This is a genomic window from Naasia sp. SYSU D00057 (genome assembly GCF_017916505.1).
GTDB lineage: Bacteria > Actinomycetota > Actinomycetes > Actinomycetales > Microbacteriaceae > Naasia.
In genome coordinates this window covers 443405-460840 of the sequence record NZ_JAFMSZ010000001.1, presented here as the reverse complement: position 1 = coordinate 460840, position 17436 = coordinate 443405, and the positions used below count along the sequence as shown (strand labels likewise).

19 protein-coding genes and 1 pseudogene are annotated in these 17436 nt (G+C 71.5%); 9 read left to right on the top strand and 11 right to left on the bottom strand.

Features of this window, described 5'->3' with window-relative positions:
* Positions 1-79 precede the first annotated feature (79 nt).
* A complete protein-coding gene (locus tag J3P36_RS02180) occupies positions 80-520 on the top strand; it encodes a DUF1761 domain-containing protein (RefSeq protein WP_210505624.1) in 441 nt (146 codons plus the stop codon).
* A 79-nt stretch (positions 521-599) separates the two neighbouring features.
* Here the strand turns inward: J3P36_RS02180 and J3P36_RS02175 are convergent, their stop codons facing one another.
* On the bottom strand, positions 600-1187 hold the full coding sequence (locus J3P36_RS02175; RefSeq protein ID WP_210505623.1) for a biotin transporter BioY: 588 nt from the start codon (positions 1185-1187) through the stop codon (positions 600-602).
* Positions 1188-1296: 109 nt separating this feature from the next.
* Here J3P36_RS02175 and J3P36_RS02170 point away from each other — a divergent pair, with 109 nt between their 5' ends.
* A complete protein-coding gene (locus J3P36_RS02170; protein ID WP_210505622.1) occupies positions 1297-2895 on the top strand; it encodes an ABC-F family ATP-binding cassette domain-containing protein in 1599 nt (532 codons plus the stop codon).
* Between the two features lie 12 nt (positions 2896-2907).
* On the opposite strand, the gene J3P36_RS02165 is transcribed toward J3P36_RS02170, so the two are convergent.
* The 3 genes from J3P36_RS02165 to J3P36_RS02155 are packed head-to-tail and all read right to left on the bottom strand — an operon-like array spanning position 2908 to position 4258.
* Entirely contained in the window at positions 2908-3747 is an 840-nt protein-coding gene (locus tag J3P36_RS02165) for an SURF1 family protein (RefSeq protein WP_210505621.1), read from the bottom strand.
* Positions 3744-3950, bottom strand: coding sequence for a hypothetical protein (locus J3P36_RS02160; RefSeq protein WP_210505620.1), 207 nt, complete (start codon positions 3948-3950; stop codon positions 3744-3746). Before J3P36_RS02160 ends, J3P36_RS02165 begins: the two co-directional genes overlap by 4 nt.
* Complete coding sequence (locus J3P36_RS02155) at positions 3947-4258, bottom strand: DUF3099 domain-containing protein (protein ID WP_210505619.1); 312 nt, start codon at positions 4256-4258, stop codon at positions 3947-3949. The genes J3P36_RS02160 and J3P36_RS02155 overlap by 4 nt, the downstream gene beginning before the upstream one ends.
* 77 nt (positions 4259-4335) lie before the next feature.
* Here J3P36_RS02155 and fabG point away from each other — a divergent pair, with 77 nt between their 5' ends.
* On the top strand, positions 4336-5043 hold the full coding sequence (fabG, locus tag J3P36_RS02150; protein ID WP_210505618.1) for a 3-oxoacyl-ACP reductase FabG: 708 nt from the start codon (positions 4336-4338) through the stop codon (positions 5041-5043).
* A 14-nt stretch (positions 5044-5057) separates the two neighbouring features.
* Here fabG and serB read toward each other — a convergent pair whose 3' ends face one another.
* Together serB and glgC are read right to left on the bottom strand one after the other, a co-directional pair.
* On the bottom strand, positions 5058-5681 hold the full coding sequence (gene serB, locus J3P36_RS02145) for a phosphoserine phosphatase SerB (RefSeq protein WP_210505617.1): 624 nt from the start codon (positions 5679-5681) through the stop codon (positions 5058-5060).
* Between the two features lie 23 nt (positions 5682-5704).
* Complete coding sequence (gene glgC / locus J3P36_RS02140; protein ID WP_210505616.1) at positions 5705-6946, bottom strand: glucose-1-phosphate adenylyltransferase; 1242 nt, start codon at positions 6944-6946, stop codon at positions 5705-5707.
* 99 nt (positions 6947-7045) lie between these two features.
* Between glgC and glgA the strand changes: the two genes are divergently transcribed.
* From glgA to J3P36_RS02125, 3 genes are all read left to right on the top strand, one after another.
* Positions 7046-8236, top strand: coding sequence for a glycogen synthase (gene glgA, locus J3P36_RS02135; protein WP_210505615.1), 1191 nt, complete (start codon positions 7046-7048; stop codon positions 8234-8236).
* A 41-nt stretch (positions 8237-8277) separates the two neighbouring features.
* Positions 8278-9060, top strand: a complete 783-nt coding sequence (locus tag J3P36_RS02130) for an ABC transporter ATP-binding protein (protein WP_210505614.1) — start codon at positions 8278-8280, stop codon at positions 9058-9060.
* A gap of 79 nt (positions 9061-9139) precedes the next feature.
* Positions 9140-9391 carry a type B 50S ribosomal protein L31 gene (locus J3P36_RS02125; protein WP_210505613.1) on the top strand — a complete coding sequence of 84 codons (252 nt, stop codon included), beginning with the start codon at positions 9140-9142 and terminating at the stop codon, positions 9389-9391.
* Positions 9392-9599: 208 nt separating this feature from the next.
* Here the strand turns inward: J3P36_RS02125 and J3P36_RS02120 are convergent, their stop codons facing one another.
* The gene (locus tag J3P36_RS02120) at positions 9600-10550 is read right to left on the bottom strand and encodes an exonuclease domain-containing protein (protein ID WP_374100699.1); all 951 of its coding nucleotides are present in this window, start codon (positions 10548-10550) and stop codon (positions 9600-9602) included.
* A 181-nt stretch (positions 10551-10731) separates the two neighbouring features.
* A complete protein-coding gene (gene treS, locus J3P36_RS02115; protein ID WP_210505612.1) occupies positions 10732-12441 on the bottom strand; it encodes a maltose alpha-D-glucosyltransferase in 1710 nt (569 codons plus the stop codon).
* A gap of 103 nt (positions 12442-12544) precedes the next feature.
* Between treS and J3P36_RS02110 the strand changes: the two are divergent.
* Positions 12545-13435, top strand: a pseudogene (locus tag J3P36_RS02110) (alpha/beta fold hydrolase); the annotation flags it as partial.
* Between the two features lie 81 nt (positions 13436-13516).
* Entirely contained in the window at positions 13517-14605 is a 1089-nt protein-coding gene (locus J3P36_RS02105; RefSeq protein WP_307806982.1) for a glycosyltransferase family 1 protein, read from the top strand.
* On the opposite strand, the gene J3P36_RS02100 is transcribed toward J3P36_RS02105, so the two are convergent.
* From J3P36_RS02100 to J3P36_RS02090, 3 genes are read right to left on the bottom strand one after another with little or no spacing between them, the layout of a single operon-like run.
* On the bottom strand, positions 14574-15050 hold the full coding sequence (locus tag J3P36_RS02100) for a YbaK/EbsC family protein (RefSeq protein ID WP_210505611.1): 477 nt from the start codon (positions 15048-15050) through the stop codon (positions 14574-14576). The two genes, J3P36_RS02105 and J3P36_RS02100, sit on opposite strands and share 32 nt — an antisense overlap.
* Positions 15034-15639, bottom strand: coding sequence for a histidine phosphatase family protein (locus tag J3P36_RS02095; protein ID WP_210505610.1), 606 nt, complete (start codon positions 15637-15639; stop codon positions 15034-15036). The genes J3P36_RS02100 and J3P36_RS02095 overlap by 17 nt, the downstream gene beginning before the upstream one ends.
* Before the next feature lie 38 nt (positions 15640-15677).
* A complete protein-coding gene (locus tag J3P36_RS02090; protein WP_210505609.1) occupies positions 15678-16523 on the bottom strand; it encodes a Sir2 family NAD-dependent protein deacetylase in 846 nt (281 codons plus the stop codon).
* Between the two features lie 50 nt (positions 16524-16573).
* Here J3P36_RS02090 and J3P36_RS02085 point away from each other — a divergent pair, with 50 nt between their 5' ends.
* Entirely contained in the window at positions 16574-17389 is an 816-nt protein-coding gene (locus tag J3P36_RS02085; RefSeq protein WP_210505608.1) for an RNA methyltransferase, read from the top strand.
* Positions 17390-17436 lie beyond the last annotated feature (47 nt).

Genomic DNA, 17436 nt, shown 5'->3' with positions numbered 1-17436 from the left:
GCTCCAGTTTCCGCGGAAGCGGGCACGGCGCGGGTCGTTGCGCCCCGGCAGCGACGAACCCGGTCGCTAGGGTCGGGGCATGACCGTTCCCGCCATCAATCTCTGGGCCGTCCTGCTCGCAACGCTGTCGAGCATGGTCGTCGGCTTCGTCTGGTACTCCCGGCCCGTCATGGGCGATCGGTGGATGCGCCTCTCCGGCATCACGGATGAGCAGATCGCGAAGTCGCCGGTTCCCGCCTACATCGCGACGATCGTGGCGAGCTTCGTCACGGCACTCGTGCTCGCCGGCGCGGCGTCGCTCTCCCAGGCCTACTACGGCGGCAGCTCCCTGGTAAACGCGCTGATCACCGCGCTGATCCTGTTCGCGGGCTTCACCGCTGCGCGCTTCATCACGCACGACGCGTTCGACCGTCGGCCGTGGGCGCTCACCCTGCTCAACCTGGGCTACGAGCTCGTCACGCTCGTCGTGATGGCGCTCATCATCGGCGCCTTCGGCGTCACCCAGGGCGTTCCCGCTTGACGCGAACTGCCCACTTCTGCGGCAACTCGCTTGTGAGTCGCGACAGAAGTGGGCAGGTCAGGGTGAGCGGGGAGACCGCTCAGCGGGCCTTGCGGTCGGCGGCGAACCAGCCGAGGCGGATGACGCCCGCCGCGATCGCGGCCTTGATCACGCCGCCGAGGATGAACGGGTACAGGCCGGCCGTGAGGGTCTGCTGCAGGTCGAGGCCGAGGGAGGCGGCGAGCCAGGGGAGGCCGACCGCGAAGACGACTGCGGAGCCGGCGAGGTAGCTCACCATGCCGCCGAGGAACTTCCGATCCCAGCGGCGCTCGGCCAGCCAGCCCGTGAGAGCGGCGGCGAGCACGAAGCCGAGGATGTAGCCGCCGGTCGGTCCGAGGACCGTCGCGAGGCCGCTCTCGCCGTCGCTGAACACCGGCAGGCCGAGCATGCCGACCGCGGCATAGAGCACCATCGAGAGGGTGCCACGAAGGGCGCCGAGGCTGCCGCCGACGAGGAGCACCGCGAGAGTCTGACCGGTGATCGGCACCGGCCACAGCGGAACGGCGACCTGCGCGAGGCCGGCGGTCAGCGCGGCACCCGCGGCGATGACGGCGGCGTCGGACACGAGGCTGCGCGGCACGACACGATCGACGAGGACTGGGCGGCGGACGAGCGAGATCGAGGACACGTTTCTCCTGGAGGTCTGCCCGGCCGGTCGGCCGTCGGCGGAATTTATACTAGGGGGCCGGTGTTTCGGCTCTGTTACCCCCTCCCTCTCGAAGAAAAGGACGTTTGCTGTGCTCGCCGTGCATGACCTCGAGATCAGGGTCGGCGCACGCCTGCTCATGGAGCACGTCGACTTCCGGGTGGGGGCCGGGGACAAGATCGGGCTCGTCGGCCGCAACGGCGCCGGCAAGACGACCCTGACGAAGACGCTCGCGGGGGAGACCCTGCCGACCGGCGGCAGGATCGAGCGGACCGGCGAGATCGGCTACCTGCCGCAGGACCCGCGCTCCGGGGACCCGGAGGAGCTCGCCCGCACGCGCATCCTCAACGCCCGCGGGCTCGGCTCCCTCGTGCTCGGCATGGAGAAGGCCACCCTCGAGATGGCGAGCACCGACGAGAAGGTCGCCGCGGCCGCCATGAAGCGGTACGGCAACCTCAGCGACCGGTTCCTCGCGCTCGGCGGCTACGCGGCCGAGGCGGAGGCGGCGTCGATCGCCGGCAACCTCAGCCTGCCCGACCGCATCCTCGACCAGCCGCTGAAGACGCTCTCCGGCGGTCAGCGCCGCCGAATCGAGCTCGCGCGCATCCTCTTCTCGGGCGCCGACACGATGATCCTCGACGAGCCCACCAACCACCTCGACGCCGACTCCGTCGTCTGGCTGCGCGACTTCCTCAAGTCGTACGCGGGCGGCGTCATCGTGATCAGCCACGACATCGAGCTCGTCGGCGAGACCGTCAACCGGGTCTTCTACCTCGACGCCAACCGGGCCGTCATCGACATCTACAACATGGGCTGGAAGCAGTACCTGCGCCAGCGGGAGGCGGACCAGGAGCGGCGCAAGAAGGAGCGCGCCAACGCCGAGAAGAAGGCGAGCGTCCTCCAGCTGCAGGCCGCGAAGTTCGGGGCGAAGGCGTCGAAGGCCGCCGCCGCCCACCAGATGGTGCGGCGGGCCGAGAAGATGCTCTCCGGACTCGAGGAGGTGCGCGCCCAGGACCGCGTCGCGAAGCTGCGCTTCCCCGACCCCGCGCCCTGCGGACGCACGCCGCTCATGGCGAACGATCTGTCGAAGAACTACGGCTCGCTGGAGATCTTCACCGCCGTCGACCTCGCCATCGACCGCGGCTCGAAGGTCGTCGTGCTCGGCCTCAACGGCGCGGGCAAGACGACCCTGCTGCGCATCCTCGCCGGGGTCGACCAGCCGGACACCGGCGTCATCGAGGCCGGCCACGGCCTCCGCATCGGCTACTACGCGCAGGAGCACGAGACGCTCGACGTGAACCGCAGCGTGCTGCAGAACATGACGGCGGCGTCTCCGGACATCACCGAGACCGAGGCACGTCGCGTGCTCGGCTCGTTCCTGTTCACCGGCGACGACACCAGCAAGCCCGCAGGAGTGCTCTCCGGCGGCGAGAAGACCCGGCTCGCCCTCGCGATGCTCGTGGTCTCCTCAGCGAACGTGCTGCTGCTCGACGAGCCCACCAACAACCTCGACCCGGCGAGCCGCGAGGAGATCCTCGGCGCTCTCGCGGGCTACAAGGGCGCCGTGGTGCTCGTGAGCCACGACGAGGGCGCGGTCGAGGCGCTGAACCCCGAGCGGGTGCTCATCATGCCGGACGGCACCGAGGACCTCTGGACGAAGGACTACGCCGACCTGATCACGCTGGCGTAGCGCCGGCCGGGCTCAGCGCACCGAGTCGAGGAGGGCGTCCTCCTCATCGGCGTCGGTGCGCCGGACCGCCCTCTTGGCGGCGCGGTCCGCCGCCCTGCGCTGCTCCTCGGGGTCGTCGGCGTTCCGGTAGCGGTACTCCTGGCGTCCGGCGAAGACCAGGCCGCCGAAGCCGAGCAGGGCGAACACGACCCACTGCACCGCATAGGACAGGTGCGGTCCCTCGTCGATCTCCGGACGCGCGGCAGGCGCCGGCCGCTCGGCCGGGGCGGGGTCCTCGCCGGCGAGCAGGCCATAGGCGCTCTGCTCGACCGGAGTGCCGAGCACCCGCTCGACCTCGGGGAGATGGATGGACGCCAGCACGCCCGACGAGGTCGTAGTCGCACCCGCGACCGTCCCCTCGCCGGGCTTCAGGCGTGCGATGACGGTCACCGGCCCCTCCGGAGCGTCGGGGATCGACGCGGGAGCGCCGCCGTCCGAGATCGGAACCCAGCCGCGGTCGACGAGGAAGACCCGGCCGCTGTCGGTCTCGAAGGGAACCAGCACCTCGAAGCCGGGCGTGCCGCCGCGCGGCCGGTTGCGGACCACCAGCTGGTCCTCGGTCCGGTACTCGCCGGTGAGCTCCACCCGTTGCCATTCCCGGTCCGCGGTGAACGACCCGGGCTCCGGCAGCGCCTCCTCGAGAGGGATGGGGGCGGCATCGTAGTTCTGCTCGATGCGGGTGATCTCCGCCACCTTCGCGTCGCGCCGGGCCACCTGCCACGAGGCGAGGCCCGCGCAGCCGGCGGCGAACAGGAGCACGAGCACCAGATAGCGGGCCCAGCGTGCCGAGAGCACGAAGCGCCAGCGGCTCACGAGCGGCCCTCGGGAAGCGAGTCGACGACCTCGACGGGGAAGTCCCGCGCGGCCAGGTAGTCGCGGAGGTAGTCGCGGTGCTCATCGCAGGCGAGCCACACCTTGCGCCGGCTCTCGTCGTGGATGCGCGGATTGCGCCACTCCACCGAGCAGGTCGCGGCGCTGTCGCAGCCCGCACGCGAGCACACGAGCGGCGCGGTCACGAGATGTGCGGGGGTTCTGACGGAGGTCCGGGCCGGGGCGCGGGCGGGAGCGCGGCGTACGGCCGCTCGGCCATCGCCTGGACGGCGCCGCGCGACTGGGTGTTCGCGATCACGACCGCGAGATACGGCAGCACCAGCGCGGCGGCCACCATGACGAGGATCCACCAGCCCTGCACGAACAGCAGCGACACGACGCAGAGGGTGCGGATGCCCATGGCGATCGAGTACTTGACCATGCGCGACTTGCGCTCCTCCTGAGGGGACAGGGGCAGCGTCGTGATCGACTGGGCTTCGGATCGCTTGCTCATCGGCTCCAGCCAGACTACGCCGGTCGCAGGCACCCCGAGGCCTAGGCTGGGATGGTCCCAGACAACGAGGAGCTTGCGTGGCGAGAACGGTTCTGATCACGGGCGGGAACCGCGGCATCGGGTTCGCGATCGCCGAGGAGTTCGTACGGCGGGGCGACCGGGTCGCCGTGACCTCCCGCTCCGGCAGCGGCGGGCCCGAGGGCGCGCTGACGGTCGCCGCGGACGTGACCGACTCGGCCAGCGTCGACGCCGCCTTCACCGAGGTGGAGGCGCAGCTCGGCCCGGTCGAGGTCGTCGTCGCGAACGCCGGCATCACCCGCGACACCCTCGTGCTGCGGATGACCGAGGACGACTTCACCGAGGTCCTCGACACGAACCTCACGGGGGCGTTCCGCGTGGTCAAGCGCGCATCGAAGGGCATGCTCAAGGCGCGCTTCGGCCGGATCGTGCTCATCTCGAGCGTCGTCGGCCTCTACGGCGGCGCGGGACAGGTCAACTACTCCTCGTCGAAGGCGGCCCTCGTCGGCATGGCACGCTCACTGACTCGGGAGCTCGGCGCCCGCGGCATCACCGCCAACGTGGTGGCTCCCGGCTTCATCGAGACCGAGATGACCGCGGCGCTGCCGGAGGCCCAGCAGGCCGAGTACAGGAAGGCGATCCCGGCGGGCCGCTTCGCGACCGCCGACGAGGTCGCCAAGGTGGTCGCGTGGGTCTCCTCCGACGACGCCGCCTACATCTCGGGCGCGGTGCTGCCGGTCGACGGCGGCCTCGGTATGGGGCACTAGCCCCGTCCGCGAAGTCAGCTGCGGAGGCCGAGGACCGGGAGCAGCTGGCTGAGGTCGCGCACGTCGATGAGGATGTCGGCCACGTCCCGCACCGGCGGCTTCGCGTCGAAGCCGACCGAGAGGCCGCACACCGCCATCATCGGCAGGTCGTTGGCACCGTCGCCGACGGCGACGGTGCGCTCGAGCGGGACGCCGCAGTCGTCGGCCCACTCGATGAGCGTCGACGCCTTCGCGGCCGCGTCGATGACGCCGCCGTGGACCCGGCCGGTGAGCCTGCCGTCGGCGACCTCGAGCCGGTTCGCGCGCCAGTAGTCGAGGCCGAGCTGCTCGGCGAGGGGGTCCAGCACCTCGTGGAACCCGCCCGACACCGTGGCGATCCGGCCGCCCGCCTCGTGCACCGCGGCGATGAGCTCCGGCACGCCGCGGGTGACGGTGATCCGCGCGCGCACCTCCTCGACCACGTCGGCGGGCAGGCCCTCGAGGGTCGCGACGCGCTCCCGCAGGCTCTGCTCGAAGTCGAGCTCGCCGTGCATCGCGCGCTCGGTGATGGCGGCGACGAGATCCCGGCTGCCCGCGGCGTCCGCGAGCAGCTCGATGACCTCGTCCTCGATGAGGGTGGAGTCGACGTCGAGCACCACGAGATGCCGCGCCGCCCCCTCTGCTACGCCGATACCCGCTCTCCCTTGCCCACCACGGTGATGCCCGTGTCGGTGACGGTGAACCCGCGAGCACGGTCGCGCTCGGGGTCGACGCCCACTCGGGCGCCCTCCTCGACGACGACGTTCTTGTCGAGGATCGCCCGCGAGACCACCGCGTTGGCGTGCACATGCGCCCGGTCGAAGAGCACCGCATCCGTCACCACGGCGCCGGAGCCGATCGTCGACCAGGGTCCGATCACGCTGCGCTCGACGCGGGCGCCGGAGATGACGGAGCCGAGCGAGACGATCGAGTCGATCATCGTGCCGTAGTTGCCGTGCGCGTCGCGGACGAGCTTGGCGGGCGGGGAGTTGACCTGCTGCGTGTAGATCGGCCACTCCTCGTTGTAGAGGTTGAAGACCGGCACCGGCGCCACCAGGTCCTGGTGCGCCTCGAAGAAGGACTCGATGGTCCCCACGTCGCGCCAGTAGAAGCGGTCGCGGTCCGTCGCCCCGGGCACCACGTTGCGGTTCAGGTCGTAGACGGCGGCGTCGCCCCGCTTCACGAAGGCGGGGATGATGTCGCCGCCCATGTCGTGGTTCGAACCCTCGAGCTCGGCGTCCGCGTGCACCGCCTCGATGAGGGCGTCGGTGTTGAAGATGTAGTTGCCCATCGAGGCGAGGACCTCGTCGGGGGAGTCGGCGAGGCCGCGCGCGTTCTTCGGCTTCTCGAGGAACTTGGTGATGCGGGTGGGGCGGCGCTGGTTCGTCTGGATGACGCCGAACTGGTCGGCGAGCGACAACGGCTGGCGGATCGCGGCCACGGTCACGCCGCAGCCCGACTCGATGTGCGCGTCGATCATCTGCTCGAAGTCCATGCGGTAGACGTGGTCGGCGCCGACCACGACGACGATGTCGGGCTTCTCGTCGTTGATGAGGTTGAGGCTCTGCAGGATCGCGTCCGCCGAGCCCGTGTACCAGCGCTTGCCCAGCCGCTGCTGCGCGGGGACGGACGCGATGTAGGAGTTCAGCAGGCTCGACAGGCGCCAGGTCTCGGCCACGTGCCGGTCGAGACTGTGCGACTTGTACTGGGTCAGCACCACGATCTGGGTGAGCCCCGAATTGATCAGGTTCGACAGAGCGAAGTCGATGAGCCGGTACGTGCCTCCGAAGGGCACCGCCGGCTTGGCGCGGTCAGCGGTCAGCGGCATCAGCCGCTTCCCCTCACCGCCCGCCAGCACGATGCCGAAGATCTTCTTGCCTGCCATGGACTCACCATAACGGCGGTGACCCCGGCCGGGAACGGATGTGACGCCTCATCAGCGACCCCTTGCGGGGGAGGGCGCAACCACTACTAGCGTGTGGGGATGCGCGTCGATCTGCTGACCAGGGAGTATCCGCCGGAGATCTACGGGGGCGCCGGAGTCCACGTCGCGGAGCTCGTCCGGGCGATGCGCGGCGACCTCGACGTGGTGGTCCGCTGCTTCGGCAAGCCGCGCGACGAGCCGGACACGCACGCGTACCTGGTGCCTCAGCAGCTCGCGAACGCGAACCCCAGCCTCGCGACGCTCGGCGTCGACCTGCAGATCGCGCAGGACGCCGGCGGCGCCGACCTCGTGCACTCGCACACCTGGTACGCGAACGCGGCCGGCCGGCTGGCCTCGATGCTGCACGGCATCCCGCACGTCGTCACCGCGCACAGCCTCGAGCCGCTGCGGCCGTGGAAGGCCGAGCAGCTGGGCGGCGGCTACCGCATCTCCAGCTGGATCGAGCGGGAGGCGTTCGAGACCGCCGACGCCGTGATCGCGGTCAGCGAGGGCATGAAGCGGGACATCCTCCGCTCGTACCCGTCCCTCGACGACAGCCGCGTCTCCGTCATCTACAACGGCATCGACCTGACCGACTGGAACGCCGTGGAGGACGACGAGCTGCTCCGCTCCCTCGGCGTCGACCCGGACCGTCCGTCCGTCGTGTTCGTCGGCCGCATCACCCGGCAGAAGGGCCTGCCGTACCTCCTGCGGGCGGCGCGGAAGCTGCCGCCCGAGGTCCAGCTGGTGCTGTGCGCGGGCGCGCCCGACACGCCCGAGATCATGGCCGAGGTGAGCGACGCCGTGCGGGTGCTCCAGCAGGAGCGCACGGGCGTCGTCTGGATCGACCGGCTCCTGCCGCGGCGGGAGCTGTCGACCATCCTCGGCGCGGCCACCACGTTCGTGTGCCCCTCCGTCTACGAGCCCCTCGGGATCGTCAACCTCGAGGCCATGGCATGCGGGGCGGCCGTCGTCGGCACCGCCACGGGCGGCATCCCCGAGGTGGTGCAGGACGGCGTCACGGGACGGCTCGTGCCCATCGAGCAGGTGCAGGACGGCACCGGCACGCCGGTCGACCCGGACCGCTTCGTCGACGACCTGGCCGCCGCGCTCACCGAGGTCGTGAGCGACCCGGAGACGGCGCGGCGGTACGGCGAGGCGGGGCGGCGACGCGCCGAGGAGGAGTTCAGCTGGGCCCGCATCGCGGCCGACACGCGGGCCCTCTACGAGAGGGTGATCCGCGGGTCCTGACGCTCCCGGGATGGGGCGGGGCGAGCGGATAGGGTTTCCCTATGACCACGGTGCTCCAGCTGTCCGACGTGTCGGTGACCCGTGAGGGCACCACGATCCTGGACTCCGTGGACTGGACCGTCGACAGCGCCGAGCGCTGGGTGGTCCTCGGACCGAACGGTGCGGGCAAGACCACAATCCTGCAGATCGCGGCCGCGTTCATGCACCCGAGCCGCGGCACGGCGACGGTCCTCGACCAGCGCATCGGCGGCACGGACCTGTTCGAGCTGCGGCCCCGCATCGGCTTCGCCTCCACGGCGATGGCGCGCCGCATCCCGGCGTCGGAGACGGTGCTCGACGTGGTGCTCACCGCCGCATACTCGGTCACCGGCCGCTGGAACGAGCAGTACGAGGACCTCGACATCCGCCGCGCGCAGCGCGTGCTGGGGGAGTGGAAGCTCGGCCACCTCGAGGGGCGCCGCTTCGGCGAGCTCAGCGACGGCGAGCAGAAGCGCGTCCAGATCGCGCGCGCCGTGATGACGGACCCGGAGCTGCTGCTCCTCGATGAGCCGGCCGCGAGCCTCGACCTCGGGGCGCGCGAGGAGCTCGTGCAGCTGCTCGGCGGCTACGCGAGCTCGCCGTTCGCGCCCGGCATCGTCATGGTCACGCACCACGTCGAGGAGATCCCGCGCGGCTTCACGCACGCCCTCCTGCTGTCGCAGGGGCGCGCGGTCGCCGCCGGCCCGATCGGCGAGGTGCTCACGTCGGACCGGCTGTCGGAGACCTTCGGCCTCCCGCTCGAGGTCAGCGAGACGGACGGCCGTTTCGCCGCGCGGGCCGGCTGAGCCTGCTATCCTTGTCTGTCGGCCCTTCGGCCACAGACTTTTCCCTTTCCCCTCCATCCAGACCAGAGGATCGTTCGCCATGAAGTCCGGCATCCACCCCGACTACGCCACCGTCGTGTTCCGCGACCTCGCCTCGGGCGAGAGCTTCCTCACGCGCTCCACCGTCTCGAGCTCGAAGACGATCGAGTGGGAGGACGGCAACACCTACCCGGTGATCGACGTCGAGATCTCCTCCGCCTCGCACCCGTTCTACACGGGCAAGCAGCGCATCATGGACTCGGCCGGCCGCGTCGAGAAGTTCAACTCGCGCTACAAGAACTTCGGCAAGTAACACCTGCCGATCCGAAGGGCGCCCCTGCGGGGGCGCCCTTCGTCGTTAACCGGCCACTCCGGTGATTGAGGAGGCCGCGCAGCGGCCGTCTCGAAATCACGCGACGTGCGCTGGGACTGCTCCCGCTGTGGCAGAGTCCTGAGACGCGTCGCGGGATTTCGAGACGCGCCCCTGCGGGGCGCTCCTCAATCGCCGAGGTGCGTGAGACCTAGCGGCAGGGCCAGCTGGGGTCCGCCGTGAACTCGGGGTCCTTCGTGCGGCGCATGTAGTCCTGGAAGCGCTCGGCCTGCTCGCGGCACCAGTCCGCCTGCATCGCGTGCAGGCGGGCCGGCTCGACGCCGAGCTGGGCGGAGTAGCGGGAGGCCATGGCCTGCGCGAGCCGACCGGCCGCGATGGCGTCCGCCGCCGCGTCGTGGGCGTCGGTGAGCGCGACCCCGTAGATGGCCGCGGTGACCTCGAGCGTGCGCTTGCCCTTGCGGTACCGGTCGAGCGCCTTGTCGAGCACGAGCGGGTCGATGACGTGGCCGGTGCCGTCGAGAGGCTCGTGGCCGTGGCGGGCCGCCTCGCGGGCGAGCAGCGTCAGGTCGTACGGCGCGTTGTAGACGACGAGCGGGATGCCCCGCCGCTCGACCGAGCGGATGGCCGCGAGGATCTCCGGCACGACCTCGGAGGCCGGACGACCGTAGCGCCGGGCGCGCTCGGTGGAGATGCCGTGCACCGCCGACGCGCCGGCCGGGATCTCGACGCCCGGGTCGAGCAGCCAGTCCTTCCGCTCGACGACGACGCCGCAGTCGTCGAGGACCGCGACCGAGGCACTGACGATGCGCGCCGTGTCGGTGTCGATGCCGGTGGTCTCCAGGTCGAAGACGCCGACCGCATCCGCCCAGCCCGGAAGGCCCGCCGCATCGAGCAGGGCGGCCTCCGCCTCATCCACCACGGGAGTGGCGTCGACCTCGACGGCGTCGAGCGAGATCAGGGCCGGGGGACCCACGACCTCCTCCTCGACGGGCGCCGGCGCGACGGGCGCTTCGGCGGCGCGCTCCGCCGTCGGGATGGTGCCGGCCGCCGGCGCTGCCGCGGGTTCGTCGTTCCCGAAGTCCAGCTCGAAGAGAGGGAACTCGGGGAGGGCCGCCTTGTAGCGCGCGTCGAGGCTCGTCACGCGGTCAGCCTACGAAGCGCCCCCGACGCCGTCCGGGAGGCCGGGCGCGCGTCGCCGCAACGGCTTCCCGCGCCTTCGCCGCGGCTCCGCTCGCGGCACCGGAAACGTCCTCCCCGCGGGTGTTGCTACGGGTGCCGCGAGGACGTTTCCACCGCGGCGAGCGGTTGCCGCGCGGGACCCGTCAGGCGCCGGGGCGCGTGATCTTCAGCCAGTAGAAGGACTGCGTGCCGAGGGTCAGGGTGACCTTGCCGTCCTCGCCCACCTCCGGGAAGCGTCCACCGCCGAACAGGTCGGTGAGGCGCGCGCCGGCGAACTCGGGGAGCGACACGGTGACCGAGATCGGGTTGTGGGAGAAGCTGAAGACGCAGAGGACGTCCTCCGGCTGGTCGCCGAAGTGGTGGCCGCTGCCCGCGTACGAGCGGACGAACGCGAGCGCCGACTCGTGATCGGTCTCCTGCACGTGCAGGCCGCCGAGCCCGAAGGTCGGGTGGGCCTTCCGCACGTGGATGACGTTGCGGACCCAGTGCAGCAGCGACCGGGACTGCGCGAGCTGCGCCTCCACGTTGATGAGCGAGTAGTGGTAGACGAGCGACTGCACGACCGGCAGGTAGAGCTTGCCGGGGTCGGCGGCCGAGAAGCCGGCGTTCCGGTCCGGCGTCCACTGCATCGGCGTGCGGGATGCGTCACGGTCGGCGAGCCAGATGTTGTCGCCCATCCCGATCTCGTCGCCGTAGTAGAGGAACGGGCTCCCGGGCAGCGAGAACAGCAGGGCGTGGGCGAGCTCCAGCTCGGCACGCGAGTTGTCGAGCAGGGGAGCGAGGCGCCGGCGGATGCCGATGTTCGAGCGCATGCGCGGGTCGTAGGCGTACCAGCCGTACATGGCCTGCCGGTACTCCTCGGACACCATCTCGAGCGTCAGCTCGTCGTGGTTGCGGAGGAACACGCCCCACGCGGCGCCGGCGGGCACGTCCGTCGTCTCCGACAGGATCTTCACGAGCTCGCCCGACGTCTGAGACCGCAGGGAGTAGAAGATGCGCGGCATCACCGGGAAGTCGAAGGCCATGTGGCACTCCGGCTCCTCCTCGGAGCCGAAGAAGGCGGCCACCTCCCGCGGCCACTGGTTCGCCTCGGCGACGAGCATGCGGCCGGGATAGTCCACGTCGACCATCCGCCGCAGGCGCTTGATGAACTCGTGCGTCGGCGGCTCGCCCTCGCCGTTGCCCTCCTCGGACTCGAAGAGGTACGGGATCGCGTCCAGCCGGATGCCGTCGACGCCCATGTCGAACCAGAACCGGACGATGTTGAAGATCTCCTCCTGCACGGCCGGGTTCTCGAAGTTGAGGTCGGGCTGGTGCGAGAAGAAGCGGTGGAAGAAGAACTGCCGCCGGACGGGGTCGAACGTCCAGTTCGACTCCTCGGTGTCGACGAAGATGATGCGGATGTTCTCGTACTTCTCGTCCGTGTCGCTCCACACGTAGTAGTCGCCGTAGGGCCCCTCGGGGTCCTCGCGCGACGCCTGGAACCAGGCGTGCTGGTCGGAGGTGTGGTTGAGCGGGAAGTCCATGATGATGCGCATGTTGCGCTCGTGCGCCTTCGTCACGAGCTCCCGGAACTCGTCGAGGGTGCCGAACTCGGGCAGCACCGCCTGGAAGTCGGAGACGTCGTAGCCGCCGTCGCGGAGAGGCGACTGGTAGAACGGCGGCAGCCAGAGCGCGTCGACGCCGAGCCACTGCAGGTAGTCGAGCTTCGAGATGAGCCCGCCGAGGTCTCCCGTGCCGTCACCGTTGCTGTCGGCGAAGCAGCGCACCATCACTTCGTAGAAGACCGCTCGGCGGTACCACTGCGGGTCCAGAGTCAAGCCGGGCAGCGTGATCGGTGCGGTGAAGCTCACTGGCAATCCCCTCCACGTGGGCGAATTCCCTCATCCTACGGTCGGCCCGAGAAGCGCTCCGCCGGGGCGGGGGCCCGCGTGCGACGCCCGTAGACTGTGCGCGATGAAGGTCGTCCCGTCCCCTCACCCGGTGAGCGCGGAGGGTCGGCCCGCCGAAGCCTCCGTGCTCGGATCCCGCACCCGCTACTGGGAGTACGGGGCGTCCGCCGCGAGCGCGGAGGTCACCGTCGTCGCGGTGCACGGCTTCCGCGGCGACCACCACGGCCTCGAGGCGATCGTCGCCTCCCTGTGCGCCCGCCGGCCCGGCCTGCGGGTGATCGCGCCCGACCTGCCCGGCTTCGGCGAGTCCGATCCGCTGACGGGTCACCGCCACGACATCGAGGGCTACGGCGCCTGGCTGTCGGCGTTCCTCGACGAGCTCGGCCTGCGCGGCACGGCCGTGCTCCTCGGCCACTCGTTCGGCACGATCGTCGTCTCCGCCGCCCTCGCTGCCGGCCTGCCGACGCCGCAGGCGGTCCTCATCAACCCGATCGCCTCGCCCGCCCTCTCCGGCCCCAACGCCGTCGGCACCCGCCTCGCCGTCTTCTACTACTGGCTCGGCGCCCGGCTGCCGGAGACGCCCGGCTTCGCGCTGCTCCGCTGGCGCGTGGTCACCCGCGGGATGAGCGTCACGATGGCGAAGACCCGCGACCGCGCTCTGCGCCGCTGGATCCACAACCAGCACGACCTCTTCTTCGGCGCCTTCGCCAGCCGCGACGTCGTGCTCGAGGCGTTCCGCGCCTCCGTCGGCTCGGACGTCTCGGTCTACGCCTCGCGGATCCCGGTGCCGGTGCACCTCATCGCGGCCGCGAAGGACGACATCACGCCGGTCGCCGACCAGCACGTGCTCGCGGACCTGTTCCCGCAGGCCACGCTCACCGTGCTGCCGGACGTCGGGCACCTCATCCACTACGAGGTGCCGGATGCCGCGGCCCGCGAGGTGGAGGGCTTCCTCTTCGGCGAGGAGCAGTCCGACGGAACTTCGGACGCGCCGGGCGGATCCGGAGCCGCGGACGACGAGCGCGTCCCGCGGGTCGTGGTCGACTGCCGGTACCTGCGCGCCGACGGGCGCCACGACGGCATCAGCCGGTACACCGCGGGCGTCACCGCCGCGCTCGCCCGCCGGATGCCTCTCACGGTTCTCGTCAGCGACCCACGGCAGCTGCGCCTGCTGCCGGACGTGCCGTGGCACCGCATCCCGTCGCCGACCAGTCCGCTCGAGCCTCTCGTGGCGCTGCGGGTGAACCGCACCGAGCCCGACGTGGTGTTCAGCCCCATGCAGACGATGGGCACCTTCGGGCGCCGCTATCCGGTCGTCCTCACGCTGCACGACCTCATCTACTACCGGCACCGGACGCCGCCCGCTCAGTTCGCGTGGTGGCTGCGCCTGCTGTGGCGCGTCTACCACCTCGCCTGGTGGCCCCAGCGGCTGCTCCTCAACCGCGCGGATGCCGTCGTCACGGTCTCGGAGACCACCAAGCAGCTGATGCGGCAGCACCGGCTCACCCGCCGGCCGATCACCGTGGTCCCGAACGCGGCCGATACGGCGCGGGAGCCGCTTCCGGCGCGCACGGAGCCCGCCCGGCGCAGCCTCGTCTACATGGGCGCCTTCATCGGCTACAAGAACGTCAACACCCTCGTCCGCGCCGCCGCCCTGCTCCCGGGGTACGAGCTGCACCTCATGAGCCGCCTGCCGGAGGGGGAGCGCGAGCGGCTCACCGCCCTCGCCCCCGAGGCCCGGCTCGTCTTCCACGACGGGGCCAGTGACGAGGAGTACCGGGAGGCGCTGCTCGAGGCGACCGCGCTCGTCTCCGCATCCCGCGACGAGGGGTTCGGCATCCCGGTGGTCGAGGCGATGAGCGTCGGCACGCCGACGGTGCTGAGCGACATCGGCATCTTCCGCGAGGTCGGCGGTGAGGCCGCTCTCTACGCGGACCCGGACGACCCCGCCGCGTTCGCCGCGGCGGTGCGGGCGCTCGAGGTGCCGGGGGAGTGGGCCCGGCGGTCCGCCGCCGCCCTCGAGCGGGGAAGGACCTACAGCTGGGATGCGTCGGCCGAGATCCTCGGCGACCTCCTGCTCGAGCTGGCCCGCATCAGGAGATCCGGAGCACCTCGCCGCCGCTGAGCTCGACGAGCCGTGCCGGCGTGATCGGGAACACCGCCGTCGCGGTGCCCGCGGCGGCCCAGAGCAGCTCCTGATCGAGGAGCGCGGCGTCGACGAGGGTGCGCAGCGGCGCGGGGTGGCCGAGCGGTGGGACGCCGCCGATGCTGTACCCGGTCGCGGACTTCACCGTGGCGGCGTCCGCCTTGCCCACGGTGCCGCCGAGGTGGGCGCCGACCCGGTCGAGGTCGACCCGATTGGGCCCGGAGGCGAGGACGAGGAGCGGCTCGGCCCGGCCGCCGTCCGCCGTCACGGTGAACACGAGGCTCTTGACGATGGCGGCGACCTCGACGCCGAGCGCGGCGGCCGCCTCCGCCGCCGTGTGCGCGCTCGTCGCGGTCTCGCGGACGTTCCCGTCCTCGCCGAGCTCGCGCAACTTCGCGCGGAACGCCTCAGCCTGCGGCTGCATCGCCCGCCACCTCCATCGCCGGCTCCGCCCAGGGGCGACCGTTGAACTCGACGAGTCCGATCCCGCCGTCCCGGTAGGCGAAGCGGTGGTGCGACCCGTTCGGGATGAGCTGGCCCGGCTCGGGCCAGGAGTGGTCGGTGGCGTCCCGGACGAGGGTGCCGATCACCCCGCCGTGGCTCACCACCAGCACCGCCTTGCCCGGGTGCTCCTCGGCGAGTGCCACGAGCGCGGGGTGCACGCGGTCGAGGACCTCCTGTGGGCTCTCGCGCCCCGGCACCCGGCCCTGGTAGCGCTCCTCCGCCTCGGCGCCGGTGAGGCCCTCGGCGGCGCCGTAGTTGCGCTCCTGGAGGGCGTCGACCAGCTCGACCTCGCCGAGGCCGAGCTCCGCCGAGAGGATCTCCGCCGTCTCCCGCGCCCGGGACAGTGGGCTGCTGACGATCACGTCCCAGTGCTCGCGCGCGAGCAGCTTCGCGGCCTCGCGCGCCTGCCGCCGTCCCGTGTCGTTGAGCGGGATGTCGCTCGTCCCCTGGATGCGGCGCTCCACGTTCCAGTCGGTCTGGCCATGGCGGACGAGGACGAGGTGGGTCACGAGCACTCCGGACGGGACGAGTTGGGGAGGGGGACGGTTCAGCCGGCGAGCCGGGAGGCGAGGGCCTCCAGCGTCTCCGAGGTGCCGGCGTCGAGCTTGAGGTCAGCCTTCGCGTCGCCCTTCGTCGGGCCGCGGTTGACGAGGACGACCGGCAGCTTCCGCCGGCGAGCGAGGTCGAGCAGGCGCACCCCGGAGTTGACGGCGAGCGACGAGCCGGCGATGAGCAGCGCGTCGGCGCGCTGGACGAGGGCGCTCGCCTCGGCGAACTTCTCGACGGGCACGAACTCGCCGAAGAAGACGACCTCCGGCTTCAGCATGCCGCCGCAGACGGTGCACTCGGGGACGGTGAAGTCCTCGACACCGACCACCTCGGCGTCGCCGTCCGGGTTGATGACGACCGACTCGGGCCGCTCCAGCCAGGGGTTCGCGGCCTCGATGCGATCGGCGATGCTCTCGCGCGCATACGTCTGGCCGCAGACGAGGCAGCGGACGAGGTCGACGGTGCCGTGCAGGTCGACGACGTGGCGCGACCCCGCCTTGAGGTGCAGCCCGTCCACGTTCTGGGTGATGACGCCGTTGACGATGCCCGCCGCCTCGAGCTCGGCGAGCACGTAGTGCCCCCGGTTGGGCCGGGCGGCGTCGAAGGCGCGCCAGCCGAGGTGGCTCCCCGCCCAGTACCGCTGGCGGAACTCGGGCCCGGAGAGGAACTGCTGATAGGTCATCGGGCTGCGCTTCGGCGCGCCCTCGCCACGGTAGTCGGGGATCCCGGAGTCGGTGCTCATGCCCGCTCCGGTGAGCACGGCGATGCTGCGACCGGAGAGCAGCTCGGCGGCGGCGTCGAGCTGCTCGGCGGTGGCCGTCGGACGGGGCACTAGCGTGGACATGGATTCTCCCTGCGCTCCAGCCTACGCAGGGGTCCGGGAAGGCGTGCGTCATGCGGGTGGTGCCCATCGAGGGGCTCGACCGTCCCGAGCTCCAGGACTTCACCCGGCTGACCGACGTGAACCTGCGCCGCCTGCAGGAGCCGGCGGGCGGGCTCTACCTCGCCGAGTCGACGAAGGTCATCGAGCGGGCCGTCGCCGCCGGTCACCGCCCCCGCGCAGCCCTGTCGAAGGAGTCGTGGCTGCCGGACCTCGAGCGCATCCTCGAGCCGTTCCCCGACGTCCCCGTCTTCGTGGGGGAGGACCCGGTGCTGGAGGGTCTCACCGGCTTCCACCTGCACCGCGGAGCGATCGCGTCGATGCACCGCCCCGAGCTGCCGCCGCCCGGCGATGTGCTGCGGGACGCCCGCCTCGTTGTCGTGCTCGAGGACGTCGTCGACCACACCAACGTCGGCGCCATCTTCCGCGCCGCCGCCGGAATCGGTGCGGACGCCGTGCTCGTCACCCCCCGCTGCGCCGACCCGCTCTACCGGCGCAGCGTGCGCGTCAGCATGGGGACCGTGCTGCAGGTGCCGTGGACGCGGCTGCCCGAGTGGCGCGAAGCGGCGCCGCTGCTGCACGAGCACGGATTCGACATCGCCGCTCTGGCGCTCGCCGACGACGCCGTGACGCTCGACCGCTACGCGGCGGAGGCGCCGCAGCGCGTCGCGCTCGTTCTCGGTTCTGAGGGCGACGGCCTCAGCCGCGCCGCGCTCCGCGCCGCGGACACGGTCGTCACGATCCCGATGCACCACGGCGTCGACTCCCTCAACGTGGCGGCGGCCAGCGCGGTCGCCCTCTGGGCCCTGCGTCCGGATCGGGAGCGCTGACGCCGACCCCTCCGGGAATCGGGACGCCCGCTCGAGTGGGCTCGTCG